The 15,945-nt window shown below is 47.3% G+C and carries 16 protein-coding genes; 1 reads left to right on the top strand and 15 read right to left on the bottom strand.

Annotated elements, in window-relative coordinates:
- Window positions 1-7: 7 nt before the first annotated feature.
- The 12 genes from hslU to FC34_RS01635 form a co-directional block, all read right to left on the bottom strand.
- Window positions 8-1,408, bottom strand: coding sequence for an ATP-dependent protease ATPase subunit HslU (gene hslU, locus FC34_RS01690; RefSeq protein ID WP_057893651.1), 1,401 nt, complete (start codon window positions 1,406-1,408; stop codon window positions 8-10).
- A gap of 9 nt (window positions 1,409-1,417) precedes the next feature.
- A complete protein-coding gene (gene hslV / locus FC34_RS01685) occupies window positions 1,418-1,942 on the bottom strand; it encodes an ATP-dependent protease subunit HslV (protein WP_057893650.1) in 525 nt (174 codons plus the stop codon).
- A 73-nt stretch (window positions 1,943-2,015) separates the two neighbouring features.
- Window positions 2,016-2,912 carry a tyrosine recombinase XerC gene (gene xerC, locus FC34_RS01680; protein ID WP_057893649.1) on the bottom strand — a complete coding sequence of 299 codons (897 nt, stop codon included), beginning with the start codon at window positions 2,910-2,912 and terminating at the stop codon, window positions 2,016-2,018.
- A gap of 39 nt (window positions 2,913-2,951) precedes the next feature.
- Entirely contained in the window at window positions 2,952-5,033 is a 2,082-nt protein-coding gene (gene topA / locus FC34_RS01675; RefSeq protein ID WP_057893648.1) for a type I DNA topoisomerase, read from the bottom strand.
- A gap of 159 nt (window positions 5,034-5,192) precedes the next feature.
- Window positions 5,193-5,990: a DNA-processing protein DprA gene (gene dprA, locus FC34_RS01670; RefSeq protein ID WP_057893647.1), complete on the bottom strand. Its 798-nt coding sequence runs from the start codon at window positions 5,988-5,990 to the stop codon at window positions 5,193-5,195.
- Window positions 5,991-6,032: 42 nt separating this feature from the next.
- On the bottom strand, window positions 6,033-6,803 hold the full coding sequence (locus FC34_RS01665) for a ribonuclease HII (RefSeq protein ID WP_057893646.1): 771 nt from the start codon (window positions 6,801-6,803) through the stop codon (window positions 6,033-6,035).
- Window positions 6,787-7,644 (bottom strand): ribosome biogenesis GTPase YlqF, encoded by an 858-nt coding sequence (gene ylqF / locus FC34_RS01660; RefSeq protein ID WP_057893645.1) that lies wholly within the window; start codon window positions 7,642-7,644, stop codon window positions 6,787-6,789. The genes FC34_RS01665 and ylqF overlap by 17 nt, the downstream gene beginning before the upstream one ends.
- Window positions 7,644-9,050, bottom strand: coding sequence for a S41 family peptidase (locus tag FC34_RS01655; RefSeq protein WP_235803380.1), 1,407 nt, complete (start codon window positions 9,048-9,050; stop codon window positions 7,644-7,646). Before FC34_RS01655 ends, ylqF begins: the two co-directional genes overlap by 1 nt.
- Window positions 9,043-9,279, bottom strand: coding sequence for a YozE family protein (locus FC34_RS01650; protein WP_057893643.1), 237 nt, complete (start codon window positions 9,277-9,279; stop codon window positions 9,043-9,045). Before FC34_RS01650 ends, FC34_RS01655 begins: the two co-directional genes overlap by 8 nt.
- Before the next feature lie 8 nt (window positions 9,280-9,287).
- On the bottom strand, window positions 9,288-9,887 hold the full coding sequence (locus FC34_RS01645) for a YpmS family protein (RefSeq protein ID WP_235803391.1): 600 nt from the start codon (window positions 9,885-9,887) through the stop codon (window positions 9,288-9,290).
- On the bottom strand, window positions 9,884-10,699 hold the full coding sequence (locus FC34_RS01640) for an SGNH/GDSL hydrolase family protein (RefSeq protein ID WP_057893641.1): 816 nt from the start codon (window positions 10,697-10,699) through the stop codon (window positions 9,884-9,886). Before FC34_RS01640 ends, FC34_RS01645 begins: the two co-directional genes overlap by 4 nt.
- Before the next feature lie 106 nt (window positions 10,700-10,805).
- A complete protein-coding gene (locus tag FC34_RS01635) occupies window positions 10,806-11,648 on the bottom strand; it encodes a DegV family protein (protein ID WP_057893640.1) in 843 nt (280 codons plus the stop codon).
- Between the two features lie 172 nt (window positions 11,649-11,820).
- Here FC34_RS01635 and trhA point away from each other — a divergent pair, with 172 nt between their 5' ends.
- Complete coding sequence (gene trhA, locus FC34_RS01630; RefSeq protein WP_057893639.1) at window positions 11,821-12,465, top strand: PAQR family membrane homeostasis protein TrhA; 645 nt, start codon at window positions 11,821-11,823, stop codon at window positions 12,463-12,465.
- Window positions 12,466-12,521: 56 nt separating this feature from the next.
- On the opposite strand, the gene FC34_RS01625 is transcribed toward trhA, so the two are convergent.
- The 3 genes from FC34_RS01625 to FC34_RS01615 are packed head-to-tail and all read right to left on the bottom strand — an operon-like array spanning window position 12,522 to window position 15,867.
- Window positions 12,522-13,010, bottom strand: a complete 489-nt coding sequence (locus FC34_RS01625) for a dihydrofolate reductase (RefSeq protein WP_057893638.1) — start codon at window positions 13,008-13,010, stop codon at window positions 12,522-12,524.
- A gap of 10 nt (window positions 13,011-13,020) precedes the next feature.
- Window positions 13,021-13,971, bottom strand: coding sequence for a thymidylate synthase (locus tag FC34_RS01620; RefSeq protein WP_057893637.1), 951 nt, complete (start codon window positions 13,969-13,971; stop codon window positions 13,021-13,023).
- A 12-nt stretch (window positions 13,972-13,983) separates the two neighbouring features.
- Window positions 13,984-15,867, bottom strand: coding sequence for an ABC-F family ATP-binding cassette domain-containing protein (locus FC34_RS01615; RefSeq protein ID WP_057893636.1), 1,884 nt, complete (start codon window positions 15,865-15,867; stop codon window positions 13,984-13,986).
- Window positions 15,868-15,945 lie beyond the last annotated feature (78 nt).

Below are 15,945 nucleotides of genomic sequence, written 5' to 3'. Positions count from 1 at the left end.
CCTTCGTTTACAAGATGTAACGCGTCATATCTGAGTCAGCGACAATCTTCCCAATCTTGTCGTTAACGTATTGCTCGGTAATTGTGATACTGCCCATTTGCATGTCTGGGCCTTCGTACAAGATGTCCTCGAGTAACTTCTCAAGGATTGTGGCTAACCGCCGGGCTCCGATGTTATCGGTATCATGATTGACCGTTGTGGCGATATGCGCAATCGATTCAATCGCTTCCTTGGTAAAGGTGACTTGAACGCCATCAGTCCCAATTAAAGCCATATATTGCTTCACTAACGCATTATCGGGCTCAGTCAGAATACGCACAAAGTCAGCTTCGCTCAGGTCATTCAATTCAACGCGAATGGGGAATCGGCCCTGTAATTCAGCGATTAAATCGCTGGGCTTAGATTCTGCAAACGCACCTGAACCAATAAAAAGCACGTGGTCCGTGTTCATCGGACCATACTTGGTATTCACTTGCGACCCTTCAACAATAGGCAAAATGTCGCGTTGAACCCCTTCACGAGAGACTTCACCACTGGATTTTTTGTCCCCAGCGGCAATCTTATCAATTTCATCGATGAAGATAATCCCATTGTTCTCTGCGGCAGCAATGGCGTCATGATAAATATCAGCGTGATTGACCAACTTATCGGATTCTTCCCGAATAAAGACTTCCCGCGCTTCCTTAACACTCATCGTCCGTTGCACTTGCTTCTTAGGCATCAATGCGCCGAGACTTTCGCTGAGGTCAATCCCCATCTGACCATACATGTCATTGAGGCCATTGCCCTTCTTCTCGTCAGCCACACTGACCGTTAATTCACGATCTTCCAGTTGACCGGCTTCAAGCTGTTCGGCCACAGAAAGCCGTTGATTACGGATGTCATCGGTGACTTCACCTTCATCATTGGTTTCAGGGGCTTGGCCGTTCTGGAGGCCTTGCAACATGGCCATCATGTCATTCATTGGGTTGGTCCGCTTTTCTTTTTTGATGCTTGGCACCAACAACTTCACCAAACGCTTGTTGGCTTCAGTTGTCGCCCGCGTGCGCACATTGGCGAATTGGCGTTCTTCTTCCATTTGCACAGCCACATCGGCCAAATCCCGCACCATTGATTCAACGTCACGACCAACGTAGCCCACTTCAGTGAACTTGGTGGCCTCGACTTTGACGAACGGCGCGTTGACAATTTTGGCTAAGCGGCGGGCAATTTCAGTTTTCCCGACCCCTGTCGGTCCAATCATCAATAAATTCTTAGGGGTGATTTCTTGTTGCAGTTTGTCAGACAGTTGCATCCGGCGATACCGGTTATATAAAGCAACCGACACAGCACGCTTCGCATCGGTTTGGCCGATTACATACTGATCTAACTGTTCAACGATTTGTTTAGGTGTTTTAATCTCCGTCATAGCGACCTCCTAGAAGCTTTCAACAATGACGTTGTGGTTGGTGAAGATGTCGATTTCAGCAGCAATGTTAATTGCTTCTTTAGCAATTGCTGTGGCATCCATCGCGTCAGCGTGGCGCAACATTGCCATTGCGGCAGCCTGGGCATAGTTACCACCAGAACCGATGGCAACCACATCATCATCAGGATCAATCACTTCACCGCTACCAGAAACAAGCAACAGGTCATGAGCATCCATCACAATCATCATCGCTTCAAGTTTTTGAAGCATTGGGTCTTTGCGCCAGTCTTGGGCCAAAGCCACTGCTGAACGGCGCAAATTACCAGAATAATGTTCGAGCTTCTTTTCAAACCAATCTTGCAGGGTGAACGCATCCGCGACCCCACCCGCAAAACCGATGACAACTTGATCATTATAAATCCGGCGCACTTTTTGTGCGGACCCCTTCATAATCACCTTTTCGCCTAAGGTAACTTGCCCGTCACCAGCGATGGCAGTGTGACCATTTTTTCTAACTGCTGCAATTGTTGTCATGTCAAAAAGCTCCTTTATTTTGTGGTAAATCTAGTCTAGCCGTTCACCCCAAACAAAACATCATTCGAAAGTCCTAATTGTGCTTGGGAAAATACTTCATGTAGTCAGCCTTCAAATGTTCTGTGGTCACATGCGTATAAATTTGCGTGGTACTGAGGCTACTGTGACCCAATAGTTCTTGGACCGACCGCAAATCGGCCCCATGATTTAACATGTGCGTTGCGAAACTATGCCGCAACATATGGGGATGGATATTGTTCGTCAAACTCGTTTGTTTAATCAGTTGATTCAAGATGTATTCAATGCCGCGACTGGTAATGGGCCGGCCGTGCTGGTTGACGAACACATAGGGGTGCTCCTGATCAAGTTTAGTCATCAGCGCTTGCCGGCCGTTATCGAGATACTGGGTCAACGCGTCCGCTGCAAATGAACCAAACGGCACATAGCGATCTTTATTGCCCTTCCCATGGACCAACAATAATTCCAAATCAAAATCAATCTGATTTAGGGTCAGATTCGCACACTCAGACACCCGAATGCCCGTCCCGTACAGCACTTCGAGAATTGCCTTATTCCGTTGATCCAACGGGGTAGGACCATCGGTGGCCTTAAAAAGAACATCGAGTTCTTCTTCAAAAAAGAATTGCGGTAAATGTTGGTGGGCCTTCTTGATTTCAACCAGGGCAAAGGGATTAATCTTGGCTTCCCCAACTCGAATCAAATACCGATAGAAACTGCGCAGGCTACTGATGCGCCGCGCCACGGTACTCCGCGCTAATTTGCGGTCGTTTAAGTTTGCTAAGTAAGTTTGAACATCAAGGGCATCAACCTTTTGGAAACTTTTAAAGCCACCATTATGTTCCAGGAAATCAACAAAGTCCTTCAAATCTTCCGCGTAGGCAGTCTTAGTTTCGGCTGAGTAATGACGCTCCACCAGTAAATACTGCAAAAACTCATCCACTTCTGGCATGCTTATTCCACCTTTGACGTCAGCGGTTGCCGCAAGCGCCTATTTTTGAATCTTTTCTTCGTAATCTTGGTTAGGGCAAACCACTTGAACCCCGGCCTTGCTGCGCTTCTCAACTAAGAAGTGGTCACAAACAGGACAATTACGCCCGACAGGCTTGTCCCATGATACGAAGTCACAATCAGGATAGCGAGAGCAACCATAGAAAATCCGGTTCTTCTTGCTCTTGCGTTCAACCACTTGGCCTTGGTGACACTTAGGACAGATAACGCCAATTTCCTTCACGATTGCTTTGGTATTGCGGCAATCTGGAAAACGAGAACAGGCGAAGAATTTGCCATAACGGCCCATCTTGACCACCATTGGGGCGCCACAAATATCACAATCAAACCCTGCTGGTTCATCTTTGATTTGAATCTTCTCAATCCCAACTTCAGCATCAGAAACTTCTTTAGAAAATGGTTGATAAAATTGATCCAAAACTTTGACCCATTCAGCTTGGCCAGTTTCAACGCTGTCCAGTTCTGACTCGACATTGGCAGTAAATTTGATATCAACAATATCCGGGAAGAATTCAACAATCAATGAATTAACAATTTCACCCAGTTCGGTCGGTTCAAACCGGCGGGCATTCAGTTTGACATAATACCGTTTTTGGATTGTTTCAATGGTTGGCGCATACGTGGATGGCCGACCGACCCCATTTTCTTCCAGCGCCTTGACCAGGTTCGCTTCAGAATAGCGTGCTGGTGGCTGGGTAAAGTGTTGGGCTGGGTCGGTTTTGAGTAACTTAACGTCATCCCCAATTGCCAGTTCAGGTAACAGATTATCCTTTTCATCGTCATCACGACTCGAGACATACAATTTCGTGAATCCAGGGAACTTCGTCTGGGACCCATTCGCCCGGAAAGTGACATCATTTTGGTCTAACGTTACAGCCACTGTGTCAATCACTGCTGGGGTCATTTCACTGGCGACAAAGCGGGACCAGATTAAGCGGTACAACTTCATCTCGTCCTTGTCTAAGACCTTCTCTAAGCTTTCAGGAGTCCGCAAAGTACTGGTTGGTCGAATCGCTTCATGGGCGTCTTGCGCCCCTTCTTGGAGCTTACCTTGGCGAATCTTGACTGCGGCATATGCTTCTCCGTATTGGTCATGAATGAATTGACTAGTTTCAGTCTTCGCGACATTGGAGACCCGGGTTGAGTCAGTCCGCATATAGGTGATTAATCCGACAGTTCCTGCTTTGCCCCCGAGATTGATTCCTTCATACAAATGTTGGGCAATCATCATGGTTTTACGGGTCCGGAAGTTGAGCTTTCGGTTAGCTTCTTGTTGCAACGAACTGGTGGTAAACGGTGGCGCTGGGTAACGTTTGCGTTCCTTCTTGACCACGTTTGTGACAGCAAACGGCTTGGCCTTATCAATCCGGCCCAAAATATCTTGTACGGCTTCATTATTCTTCAAGGCATGCTTCTTATTTTTGAGGCCGTAATAGCTCGCCGCAAACTTCTTGCTACGGCCCTTTTGAAACTCGCCATCAATGGTCCAGTATTCTTCGGGCACAAAAGCCGCGATTTCATTTTCCCGGTCAATAATCAGTTTCAACGCAATGGACTGCACTCGTCCTGCTGACAGGCCTTTTTTAACTTTCTTCCACAGCAACGGACTAATCGAATAGCCAACCAAGCGGTCCAGAATGCGGCGTGCTTGTTGGGCATCGACTAGATTCATATCAATACTCCGCGGCGTTTTAAACGCATTTTTTACGGCGTCTTTAGTGATTTCATTGAAAACCACGCGATTCTTTCCCTTAGGATCAAGATCGAGCAAATGAGAAACGTGCCAGGCAATGGCTTCCCCTTCACGATCCGGATCGGCCGCCAGATAAATATTTTCAGCCGCATTGGCTGCTTTTTTTAAATCTTTAATCACTGGGCCTTTACCTCGAATCGAGATGTACTTCGGTTCGTAGTCATTCTCCACGTCGACGCCCATTTGACTCTTAGGCAAATCCCGCACATGGCCCAAACTAGCCACAACCTTATAGTTGCGACCTAGATATTTTTCAATTGTTTTAGCTTTAGCCGGCGATTCCACGATTACCAAATTTTTGGCGGTCATGAACGCCCTCCTTTCAGTGAGCAAGCTGCTCAAAAATCTCTGCATAGTTTACGCAGAGATGAAATCGTTTGTCAAATTGCGGAATAAATTCCGCGCTGACAAGCCATATCTCAACCAATTCGCCTCAAGCGAACTTGTTTCTTCTTATATATTAGGGAGTTAATCGTAAAAGTGCAACTCTTCATTAATATCTTGCGCGGTCAGCACCATTTTCGCCCCAGCTTGGATCAAAGCATTGGGCCCCTGAGCCAGTGGCGCACTCAACGGGCCAGGCAGAGCAAAGACCTCGCGATTATTCTGCAAGCCATAATTAGCGGTAATCAAGCTGCCACTCTTGGCTTTGGCTTCAGTCACTAACACGCCATGTGCCAAACCGGCGATAATCCGGTTACGAGCCACAAACCGAAATTTCTCTGGCGGTGTTGTCGGCGGATATTCAGAGATCACCAAACCTATCTTTGCAATCTGATTAAAGAGCTCACGGTTAGTCGCTGGATACACCAAATCTAGGCCGTGCGCGACCACTGCAATAGTCGGTCGCTTGCTGGTTAAGGCAGCCTCGTGGGCCATCGTGTCAGCACCTTGCGCGAGGCCGCTGACGATGGCCATCGAATCCAGTCCTGGTACAAGATTCGCCAGACTGGTCTTGGTGTAGCTACCAGCTTGGCGCGCGCCAACAACTGCCAGATTGGTCTGATGGACCAATTGCCAGTCGCCTCGATAGAACAAGACTAACGGTGGTTGAAAACTTTCTTTCAACCGATCGGGATAGCTTGGATCAATTATCGTGATAAACGGTTGTTGTTTAAGCTGATTAAATGCGGCCATTTGCCCAGCCAGTTGTTTTTGGACCCAACTGACCAACTCATTATCAGGCGGAAAAGTCATGGCTTTGGCAGTGGCCAAACTTTGATGAGACAGCCAATGCACTGCCAATAAAAAATCGCGTAATTTCATCACAACCTCCAAAGAATGTGGTTATCAGAAATTACGCAATTTTTAGTTGAGTCGCGAGTCTTGCAAGTGGCGCTGGACTGGTTCAAAACTGTGGCGATGAATAGGCGTGACGCCGTACTCATCAAGACCAGCAAGATGCTTCTTAGTGCCGTAACCCATATTGTGACCGAAATCATAGCCAGGGTACACCTGAGCATACATAGTCATCAGCTCATCTCGAACCACTTTGGCCACGATACTGGCCGCTGCAATGCTAATACTGTTGGCATCACCTTTAATCAGTTTTTGCTGTGGCAAAGCTGTTGGCACAGTCATCGCATCCACGAGCAAATAATCAGGGCGCACACTGAGATGACTAACGGCTTCGCCCATGGCCAGTTCTGTGGCGTGGTAAATATTTTCTTGATCAATGCGCTTAGCGTCACTCACCCCTAAGCTAACGCTCACTGCTTCAGACATAATGACCGTATACAGTTGCTGGCGGGTTTTGGCAGACAATTGCTTACTGTCATTGACTGGGGCGCTAAAATCGTGAGGCAAGATGACGGCGGCGGTCACAACAGGACCAGCCAAGGGCCCGCGGCCAACTTCATCAATGCCCGCGATATGTGGGTATTGCGGCCATAATTGACGTTCATAACGCGAGCGCATTTTCAGTTCAAGCAAGGCATTCTTTTGTTGCGCCACCCGATGCTCGTACTGTGCGAGCAACCTGGTGGCACCGACGCGTTCATCTTGCGCAAGCGCGGCCAACACTGCTGGGTCGGCGGGAATTTTGGCCAGCTGCTGGCGATAATCACTCAGCGTCGGCATCATTATCACCTGGCAACTCGAGCGTGTAGCGGCCCAGTTTGCCTTGGCGGGCGTCAAAAATCAATCGCTCCGCCATCCGATTATAATCGTCTGCGAACCCATTCCGCTGGCTCAAAATGACCATTAAATCGCTTGATGGTAAGTTCAGGTCATCGGCAGTTAGATGATAGGCCTGTTTCAAAGCATTGGGATAGTTAGCCATGAAGAATTCTAAGCCATACATCCCGACCACATCTTCTTGAAAAACCGCATCCGCGATGGCTCCAGTCAAGGCTAAGCGTAAACCGATTGCCTGATCTTCAAATTTAGGCCATAAAATCCCTGGGGTATCTAATACCTGGAAACTGTCATCAGCCTTGAGCCATTGCTGATTCTTTGTGACCCCAGGCTTATTGCCTGTAATCGCAATGTTCTTTTTAACCAAACGATTGAGAATCGTAGACTTACCCACGTTAGGAATGCCAATACACATGGCCCGAACAGCTGGATTTTTGATCCCCCGAGCCTTTTTTCGGGCAATCTTTTCGGCCATGAGTTGCCGAGCCAGTTGCGGAATTTGTTTCAATTGGCGAGCGTGTTGGGCGTCGATGGCCATTGCCGCATAACCCATATCCTGATAATGCTGAATCCAAACGGCAGTTTTGTTAGGATCTGCCAAATCAGCCTTGTTTAGGACCATAATGCGCGGCTTCTCACCAATAATTTCGTTTAGCATTGGGTTACGAGAAGATTCTGGTGTGCGCGCATCGACAATTTCAAGTACTAAATCAACTTGTTTTAACTTCTCTTGGACTTCTTTCTTGGCTTTGGCCATATGGCCGGGGAACCATTGAATTGCCATTAATTGCTCTCCTTGCTCAGCACTGTCCGTGCCTTATTGATCATTGGGTCATCTTGGTGCAACTGATTGGCTAACTTGGTGGTTAAAATCTGGAGGGTCTGCGCATCAGCCGAACCAGTGGTTGGCAGCTGATTGGTAGCTTGAAATGCTTTGACAGCTGAGGCGGTGGTCTCATTATAGTCACCATTGACTGCTCCAGGATTGAACTTTAATGCGGCCAACATCTGTTGAAGTGAGCGAACATCCGTCCCAGTGTCTCCCAGCTTCAAACTTGCTTTAGTCACCATCGTGATTTTAGCAGCTGCAGGATAGGGCACTTTATCGGTCGGCATCAACCCTTTGTGATTAATCCATTGGCCTTTTGGGGTGAGCCACTTGGCCACTGTCAGCTTCAATTCACTTGTTTCATTGAGTGAATTGACATTTTGCACGGTCCCTTTACCGAAGCTCTTCTCGCCAATCAGTAGAATGTTCCGGTTCTCATTCAAGGCGGCAGCCGTAATCTCGGCTGCAGAAGCACTCTGGCCATCAATTAACACAGCGGTGGGTTCTGTGACTTTGAATCCATCATCGTAGTCTTTACCGGCCCGATAAGTGACGCTGTCACCGTTGCGTGGTTCGACGGTCATAATTTTTTGACCATTCTTCAAAAACATCGAAGCGATACTGAGTGCCTGTGGCATCAGACCACCAGGATTACCCCGTAAGTCCAGAATAAACCGCTTGGCACCAGCTTTGCGTAATTGTTTGATGGTTGCTTTCAGTTGGTCAGTGGTTGGTTCAGAGAAACTACTAATCTGAATAATGCCTAAAGCCTTATCTTTAGTATCCATGGTCCCGGCGACGGTCTCAGTCGTTATTTTCTGACGTTTGACCTTGAAAGTCTGGTTAACACCGGCGCGCTTAATCGTGACGCTGACGGTAGTCCCCACTTTGCCGCGAATCTTGGCAACTGCTTCGCTGGTTGACCAACCTGTGGTCGATTTACCGTTAATGGCAACCAGTTCATCGTTTGGCTTTAAGCCAGCTTTTTTAGCTGCGCCGTCTGCTGTGACTGAGTCGATTAGTAACTTAGATTGGTCATTTTTCAAGACCGCACCAATGCCGCCAAAGCTCGCACTAATTGTGGTGTCGAGACTGGTTTTGTCGTCCGTCTGTAAAAGATTAGAGTATGGATCATCAAGGCTTGAGACCATGCCATTGATAGCGCCATTGACCAATTTTTTTGCGTCTGGTTTCTGATAATAGCCGTCATTGATGGCTTCATAAGTTGAGACTATTTTATTGATATTTGGGTCGCTGCTTTGTTGGGGTGAAGTTATCGCATAACCAACCACACCGCCAGTCGCTAAGGCGACGACGACCGCAGTACTGGTTAACCATAGGGGGACTTGAATCTTAGTCATGGGCGTGGCCTCCGACATTATCTAAATACAAATTGTACGCGTCATCAAAGACACTTCGATTGGGCAAATAACCACCATAAGCTTCTAGATAGCGATCTAACTCATCGTAGCTAGTGGCTTGCTTGGGAAAACTGTGGTCTAAAAAAGCATTCTGAGCGAAATTCGCAATTTCGCCATGGTCATTAGGATTCCTTAGCGTCATTAGGTACTGATAAAATGATTGTCTCACACGCTCGCCTATTCCTTATTAGATTTAGGCAAATAGATGCCAAATTGGATACTATCGCCTATTAGATCAATTTTCTGGGCGCGTAACTGCATGTCGTTCGCCAGTTGGTACTGACTTAAATGCAAGGTTACTGTCTCGTTCTTCTCACTTAAACCAACCCACTTGGGTAATTTGTAACTATGACCCACATAATTTAACACAAAACTTGTTGGAACGGGCAAACTCCCGACATTCAACTTCCGGGCCTTCAACTGCACGTCCCCATTGTTAAGCACATAAGGATCAAACTCAAGGTTGAACCCAACTTTTGCCCCTAAGAATTTAAAATTTCCACTCAGGACGGCGGAGTCACCAACCACTAATTGATATTTAATCGGACTGTCTTTTAAATAATCGGCCAAATAATAACTAACTAACCGATTAACTTGTGCTTTGGTTAGGTTCACATGAAAAACAGGTTCGTCTGTCCGAGCCGCGACTGTACTTTCCGGTGTTTCAATCGGCGAGGTCACTTTGCTGATGAACCAGGCACCACTACCAATAATGAGGCCTAATAAGACTAAAGTGGCGACGAGCCACCAATTAAATCTGCGTTTCAAGCGGTTCACTCCCATTCATTTTTGGTTGCTAACATCTCATCATACAGGACTTTGGTCATCTGCGCATACCCAGCATTGTTTGGGTGGAAATGATCTTCCGTAAAAATCAGTGGATTATCTTTGGCTGACTCCGCACGACTTGAAGCTTTAGCGGTTTTACCCGTGCTCATGACCCGATCAATATCGACATAGTGCACGCGATTAAACTGTTTCAGCGTTGCCTGTGTGGCCGCGTTCCATTTCGTGACCCCATCAGTCATCTGGGTCATTTCAGGGAAATAGACGTAAAAAGGATTATAGATGCTAAAAAGGTAAATGGGCGCCTTGGGATTATATTGCCGAATTGTTGTCAGCAGGGTGGCCAAGTGCTTTTGGAACGTCTTGGATCCGGCAACAATTTGCGCCTCGCTTAATTTCAAGAAGTCTTTCTTGAGGACGGCCATGAGATCATTGCCGCCAACAGTGACCGTAATCACTGTGGCAGACTGAATACTTTTTTGTATTTTGGTTTGGGTCGTCAACCGTTTGAGAATCTGGGTACTGGTATTACCCCCGACACCGAAATTCTCAGTAGAGACGACATAGTTGCCTTCCAAATCCGCTTTAATTAAAGGCAGATAACCACCTTGCTTGGTTTCATCCCCAACCCCTTGAGTCAGCGAGTCGCCCAAGCCAACCAATTTCACGGTCTTCACTGTATTGTTAATCTTTGGCGCCTTAATATTCCCATCGGGGCCAAAAGCCATTAGGCCGGCAAAAACAAGCCCGGCGACCAAGCCCAATAGCCCTAATGAAAGTAAGACATTTTGCCATCGCTTCACAGTATCTCCTCCTTATCGCCAAATTCAAATTAGGGCCTGCCGCCAAAACGCATGTTTCGGCACAGACCCTAATGTATTGTTATCTCATTAAACAAGCTGCGCAGGCTTAGCCATGATAGTAAGTAATCGCAAATGCGCCCGCGCCAGTATGCGTGGCAATGACAGGATCAGTGGGTTCCACCAGCAAAGGGACATTTGGTAAAAGACTGCGAATCTTCTCAGCATAAGGTGCCACCATGTCGGCCGCATCGGCGTGTGAAATCCCGATTGCAGTAATATCTTTTACATTTTGCATTTCTTGAATGAATTCATCGACAAATTTGTTGATGGTCTTCATGCCCCGACCCTTCTGAAGAGCAGTTAATTGGGCATCCTTCAGTTGTAAAATAACTTTAATGTTTAACAGACTGGAGAGCATCCCAGAAACACGAGACATGCGGCCTCCCTTGACTAAATTATCCAAGTTGGAGACGCCCATGATGAGCGTCGTGTTGTCCCGAACTGTTGCCATCCGGGCCACAATCGCGTCCATTTCAGCACCAGCTGCAGCCATTTTCGCGGCTTCCAACACTTGGAAAGCCAAAGCTCGATCCGTAAAGTCTGAATCAACCACCGTCACGTTACCGTTGGTTAGTTCAGCGGCTTGGCGAGCCGAATTAACGGTTCCGCTGATGGTTTCAGTCATATGCACGGATAACACTTCACTGCCATCAGCGGTGAGTTCATCATAGAGTTCGGCGAAACTCCCGATTGCAGGCTGAGATGTCTTAGGTAAATCCTTAGCCGCAGCCATTTTGTCCATAAATTCAGACCGAGTGATGGTTTGACCGTCAATATAGGTCGTGCCGTCGATTGAAATCGTTAATGGAATCACATGAATGTCATTAGTTGAAATTTCGTCTGGAGTCAATTGGATTGAAGAATCCGTGACAAGTTTAATTTTTGTCATTTCGCTGCCACACTTTCCTAAAATGTTAAATCCTATCAAAATTATAACAAACCCGCCGGTCTTTGTCAGTATATGTTATCTGGTTTTTAAAACTAGATAGTGTTGATTGCTTAATCTCCAACGTGGTATTATAAACAGGTAGAACAAAATAGTAACCCTAGGAGGTAGCAAAATGCAACTATCATTTAAAGACCATCAACGCATGCAACGCAGCGAATTTCTCAGTGCCCTGACCCATGGCATTGGCTTATTGCTGGCCGTCATCGGCACCATTTTACTGGTGGGCAAAGCCGTCACCACTCACGATCAACTGCGTATTATCAGCTTTAGCATCTTTGGGGCCGCTTTGATTACGCTGTATGCTGCCTCGACCTTATATCATAGTTTTTATAATGCAAGGTTTGCCCGCATTTTTAAGATTCTCGACCACAGCGGCGTGTACATCCTGATTGCGGGTTCATATGCCCCCTATTCACTAGTCGCCATTGGTGGGACCCGCGGAACCATCCTACTAGCGGCTATTTTAGGCCTCTCTTTGTTGGGAATTATCCTGAAGGTTTGGTTTGTCGGGCGCTTCAAAGTCGTTGAAACCATCATTTATGTTGTGCTTGGCTGGTTGTGCATCACCGCCGCCGGGCCGCTTCTGGCGCATCTTGGCGTGACCGGCTTTGCGCTTCTGCTCGCGGGCGGACTTGCCTATACTTTAGGAGCTGGCATCTATTTAATTCATAACCTGCCCTATCAGCATGTCATTTGGCATATTTTCGTCATGCTGGGGAGCTTAAGTATGTTTCTTTCAGTTTATTTCTTCGTCTAAAACAAATGCAACAAAAAGCCTCAAGAACAGTTGTGATGTTCTTGAGGCTTTTTTGGTTACTTGCGGGTCCACACCTCAAATGTATGAGTCAGTTGCGGGTCAGGATTAGTCACTGCCGTCGATTTGGTCAGTGCGTATTGGCTGTAGTCAATTGGCAACATGTGGGTGTCGCCTTCAAAATGACCGGCCAATTTGGTCCGATACAAAACATCTGGAATGCCTGTAAAGCTCGCAAACAAATTTGCCCCGCCAATAATGATTAAGTTCTGGTCAGGCTTAGTTTCAGCGTAAGCGATAACGGCTGGTGCATCATGGTACACAATAACGTCATCGGGCGCCTCGTAATCCACTTGATGGGTCAACACAATGTTGGTTCGATCAGGCAGAGGGCGTTTTAAACCCTCAAAAGTCTTTCGGCCCATGACCACAATCTGGCCTTCAGTTAATTCGCGAAAGTAATGGAGATCATCAGGTAAATGCCATGGTAGCCGGCCATTGCGGCCAATTATGCCATCAGCATCTTCAGCCCATAAAAATGCAATCATGATTATCCTCCTAAACCGCAACCGGTGCCTTGATTGCAGGCGCCGGATGATAGTTGTCAACTTGAATATCAGCCATTTCAAAGTCATTCAAATGATGCTTATCGGGATTGAGAATCAACTGTGGTGCTGCCTGTGGAGTGCGACTGAGTTGTTCGCGCACCTGGTCTAAGTGGTTTAAGTACAAGTGGGCATCCCCTAAGGTATGAACGAATTCCCCCACTTCCAGACCAGTTTCCCGCGCAACTAAGTGGGTCAACAGCGCATATGAAGCAATATTAAACGGGACTCCTAAGAAAATGTCCCCTGAACGTTGATACAGTTGAAGGGAGAGCTTGCCGTCATTTACGTAGAACTGAAACAGCGTATGGCACGGTGGTAAGGCCATTGTTGGGACGTCTTCTGGGTTCCAGGCTGAGACGATAAGTCGCCGAGAATCGGGATGAGTTTTAATCATCTCAATCACCTGGCCTAATTGATCAATGGTATCGCCATTTCTAGTCTGCCACGCGCGCCACTGTGACCCATAGACTTGTCCCAGATTACCAAATTCATCCGCGAATCCACTGTCGTTGAGAATTTGGGCATCAAAAGCCGCTAATTCCCGGTGATAAGCTTCCGCAAAGTCAGCATCGACTAAGCTGCGGCGACCGAAGTCGGTCATATCGGGGCCATGATAGGCGGGTGACTCAACATAATGTTTAAACGCCCATTCGTCCCAAATGTGATTGTTGTGTTCGAGCAAGTAGCGAATATTGGTATCGCCCTTCAAGAACCACAGCAATTCACTTTTGATCAAGCCAAAAGGAACTTTCTTAGTCGTGAGTAATGGAAATCCCTCTTGCAGATTAAACCGCATTTGATAGCCAAAAAGACTAAGTGTCCCAGTGCCAGTCCGGTCAGTCTTCTTATGGCCAGTCTCTAATACGGTCTGGGCTAAATCAAGATATGCTTGCTCTAACATAACGGCCTCCTTCTAATTGACGTACTGATCTAATTCGGCGAAACGATCAAAGGCTTGGTCAAGTTGCTCATTCAGTGCATCAAGCGCTTGCTGTTGCTCTGCCAACTTCTGGTAGTTGTCACCATTATCAGTCATCAGCGCCTTTAGGTCATCTATTTTTGCTTCTAAGGCATCCATTTGGGGTTGTAATTTGTCATACTCCATCTGTTCTGCATAAGTCAGCTTTGTCTTGGCCTTCGGACTATCCGGGACTTCGGCTACTGCCACCGGTTTGGCGGATGCTGGCTTGGTTGGCTCAGTCTGTTGACTCAAATAATCCGTGAACAGCCCAGTATGGCGAGCAATCCGACCCTGACCTTCAAAAATCAGCAGAGAATCGGCAACCTTATCGAGGAAATAGCGGTCATGAGAGACCGTAATAATCGTGCCTGGGAACTGGGCTAAATAAGCCTCAAGGACAGTCAAAGTTGCCACATCAAGGTCGTTCGTCGGCTCATCAAGTAGCAACACATTGGGTTGGGCCATCAGAATCCGTAAGAGATACAAGCGCCGCTTTTCGCCACCAGACAGGCGGCCAATGAGACTACCATGCATACTCCGAGGAAATAGGAACTGTTCCAGTAGTTGCGTGACCGTAATGTGTTCCCCCGAGTCCGAGACGACGCCTTCACCCGCTTCTTGCAGATAGCTAATCACGCGCATATTTTCATCCAATTCTTGACTCATCTGGGTGTAATACCCTAGCCGAACGGTTTCACCGATTTCAATCACGCCAGAGTCTAACGGTAATTTACCGGCAATCACATTAAGCAGCGTTGACTTCCCGGCGCCGTTTTCTCCAGTAATCCCAATACGCTGGCCAGGTTGGACCAACCAGTCAAAATCCCGGAGGATGACATGCTTGTCCAAAGTCAAATTTGCGTGGTGCATTTCGATTACTTTCTTACCCAGGCGGGTGCTGGCAACTTGAATTTCCACGTTGCCACGGGGGCCAGCTTGCCCATCAACATCGGCCTTCAGCTCTTGAAACCTGGTTTTGCGAGCTTCTTGCTTAGTCGAGCGGGCTTGAGCGCCTGCTCGCATCCACGCAAGCTCTTGTTTATAAAGTTGTTGCTGTTTGTGACTGGCCGCTGTATCTCGAGCCACCTGTTCAGCTTTTTGGCCGACATAGGCTTCGTAATTACCGGTATAACGATACAAGCGACCGTTGTCGAGTTCGAAAATCGTGTTGCTAACCCGATCCAAGAAATAACGATCATGCGTCACGACGAGCAAGGCGCCGCGATAATTAGCCAAATATTTTTCCAACCAAGCAATAGAGTCAAAATCCAGGTGGTTTGTCGGTTCGTCCAAAATGAGTAAATCAGGCTGATCAATGAGGACCTGTGCCAGCCCGACCCGCTTCTGTTGACCACCAGACAAGGTCCCAATAGTTTGATCCAAGTCGGTGATGTGTAATTGGGTCAGGATAGTTTTGATTTCAGTATCGACCTGCCACGCATCCAATTGGGTCATTTGACTATCCGCCTTCGTATAGGCTTCGAGTAATTGTTCAGAATCGGGATGGGCCGTGTAGTCAGCCAGGACTTGTTCATAGCGGCGAATGGCCGCAAACACCGGTGAATCGCCGCCATAAATGGCATCCATAATCGCTAAATCAGGATTTAGCGTGGGCTTTTGCGCGAGGTATCGGATTTGATAATTCTTTGGCGTGGTCACCTCACCAGCATCAAAGGGGTCTAAGCCTGCTAAGCCATTTAATAAGGTGGTTTTCCCGGTCCCGTTGACGCCAATCAGGCCAATCCGATCGCCCTCGTTAATGAGAAAATCAATGTTTGAAAAAAGTTGTTTATCGCCATAGGCCTTACTCAAGCCTGTCGCTGTTAATGTCTGCATACGTTTCCTCGATTTCTATTCGTCCGTTAATCTCTGTGCTTCATCATACCACGGAAACCCGACCTTGAAAAAGACGCC

This window comes from Lacticaseibacillus brantae DSM 23927 (genome assembly GCF_001436115.1).
Lineage (GTDB): Bacteria > Bacillota > Bacilli > Lactobacillales > Lactobacillaceae > Lacticaseibacillus > Lacticaseibacillus brantae.
Note: the sequence above shows the minus strand (reverse complement) of the source record. Positions and strands in the feature narration are given on the sequence as shown.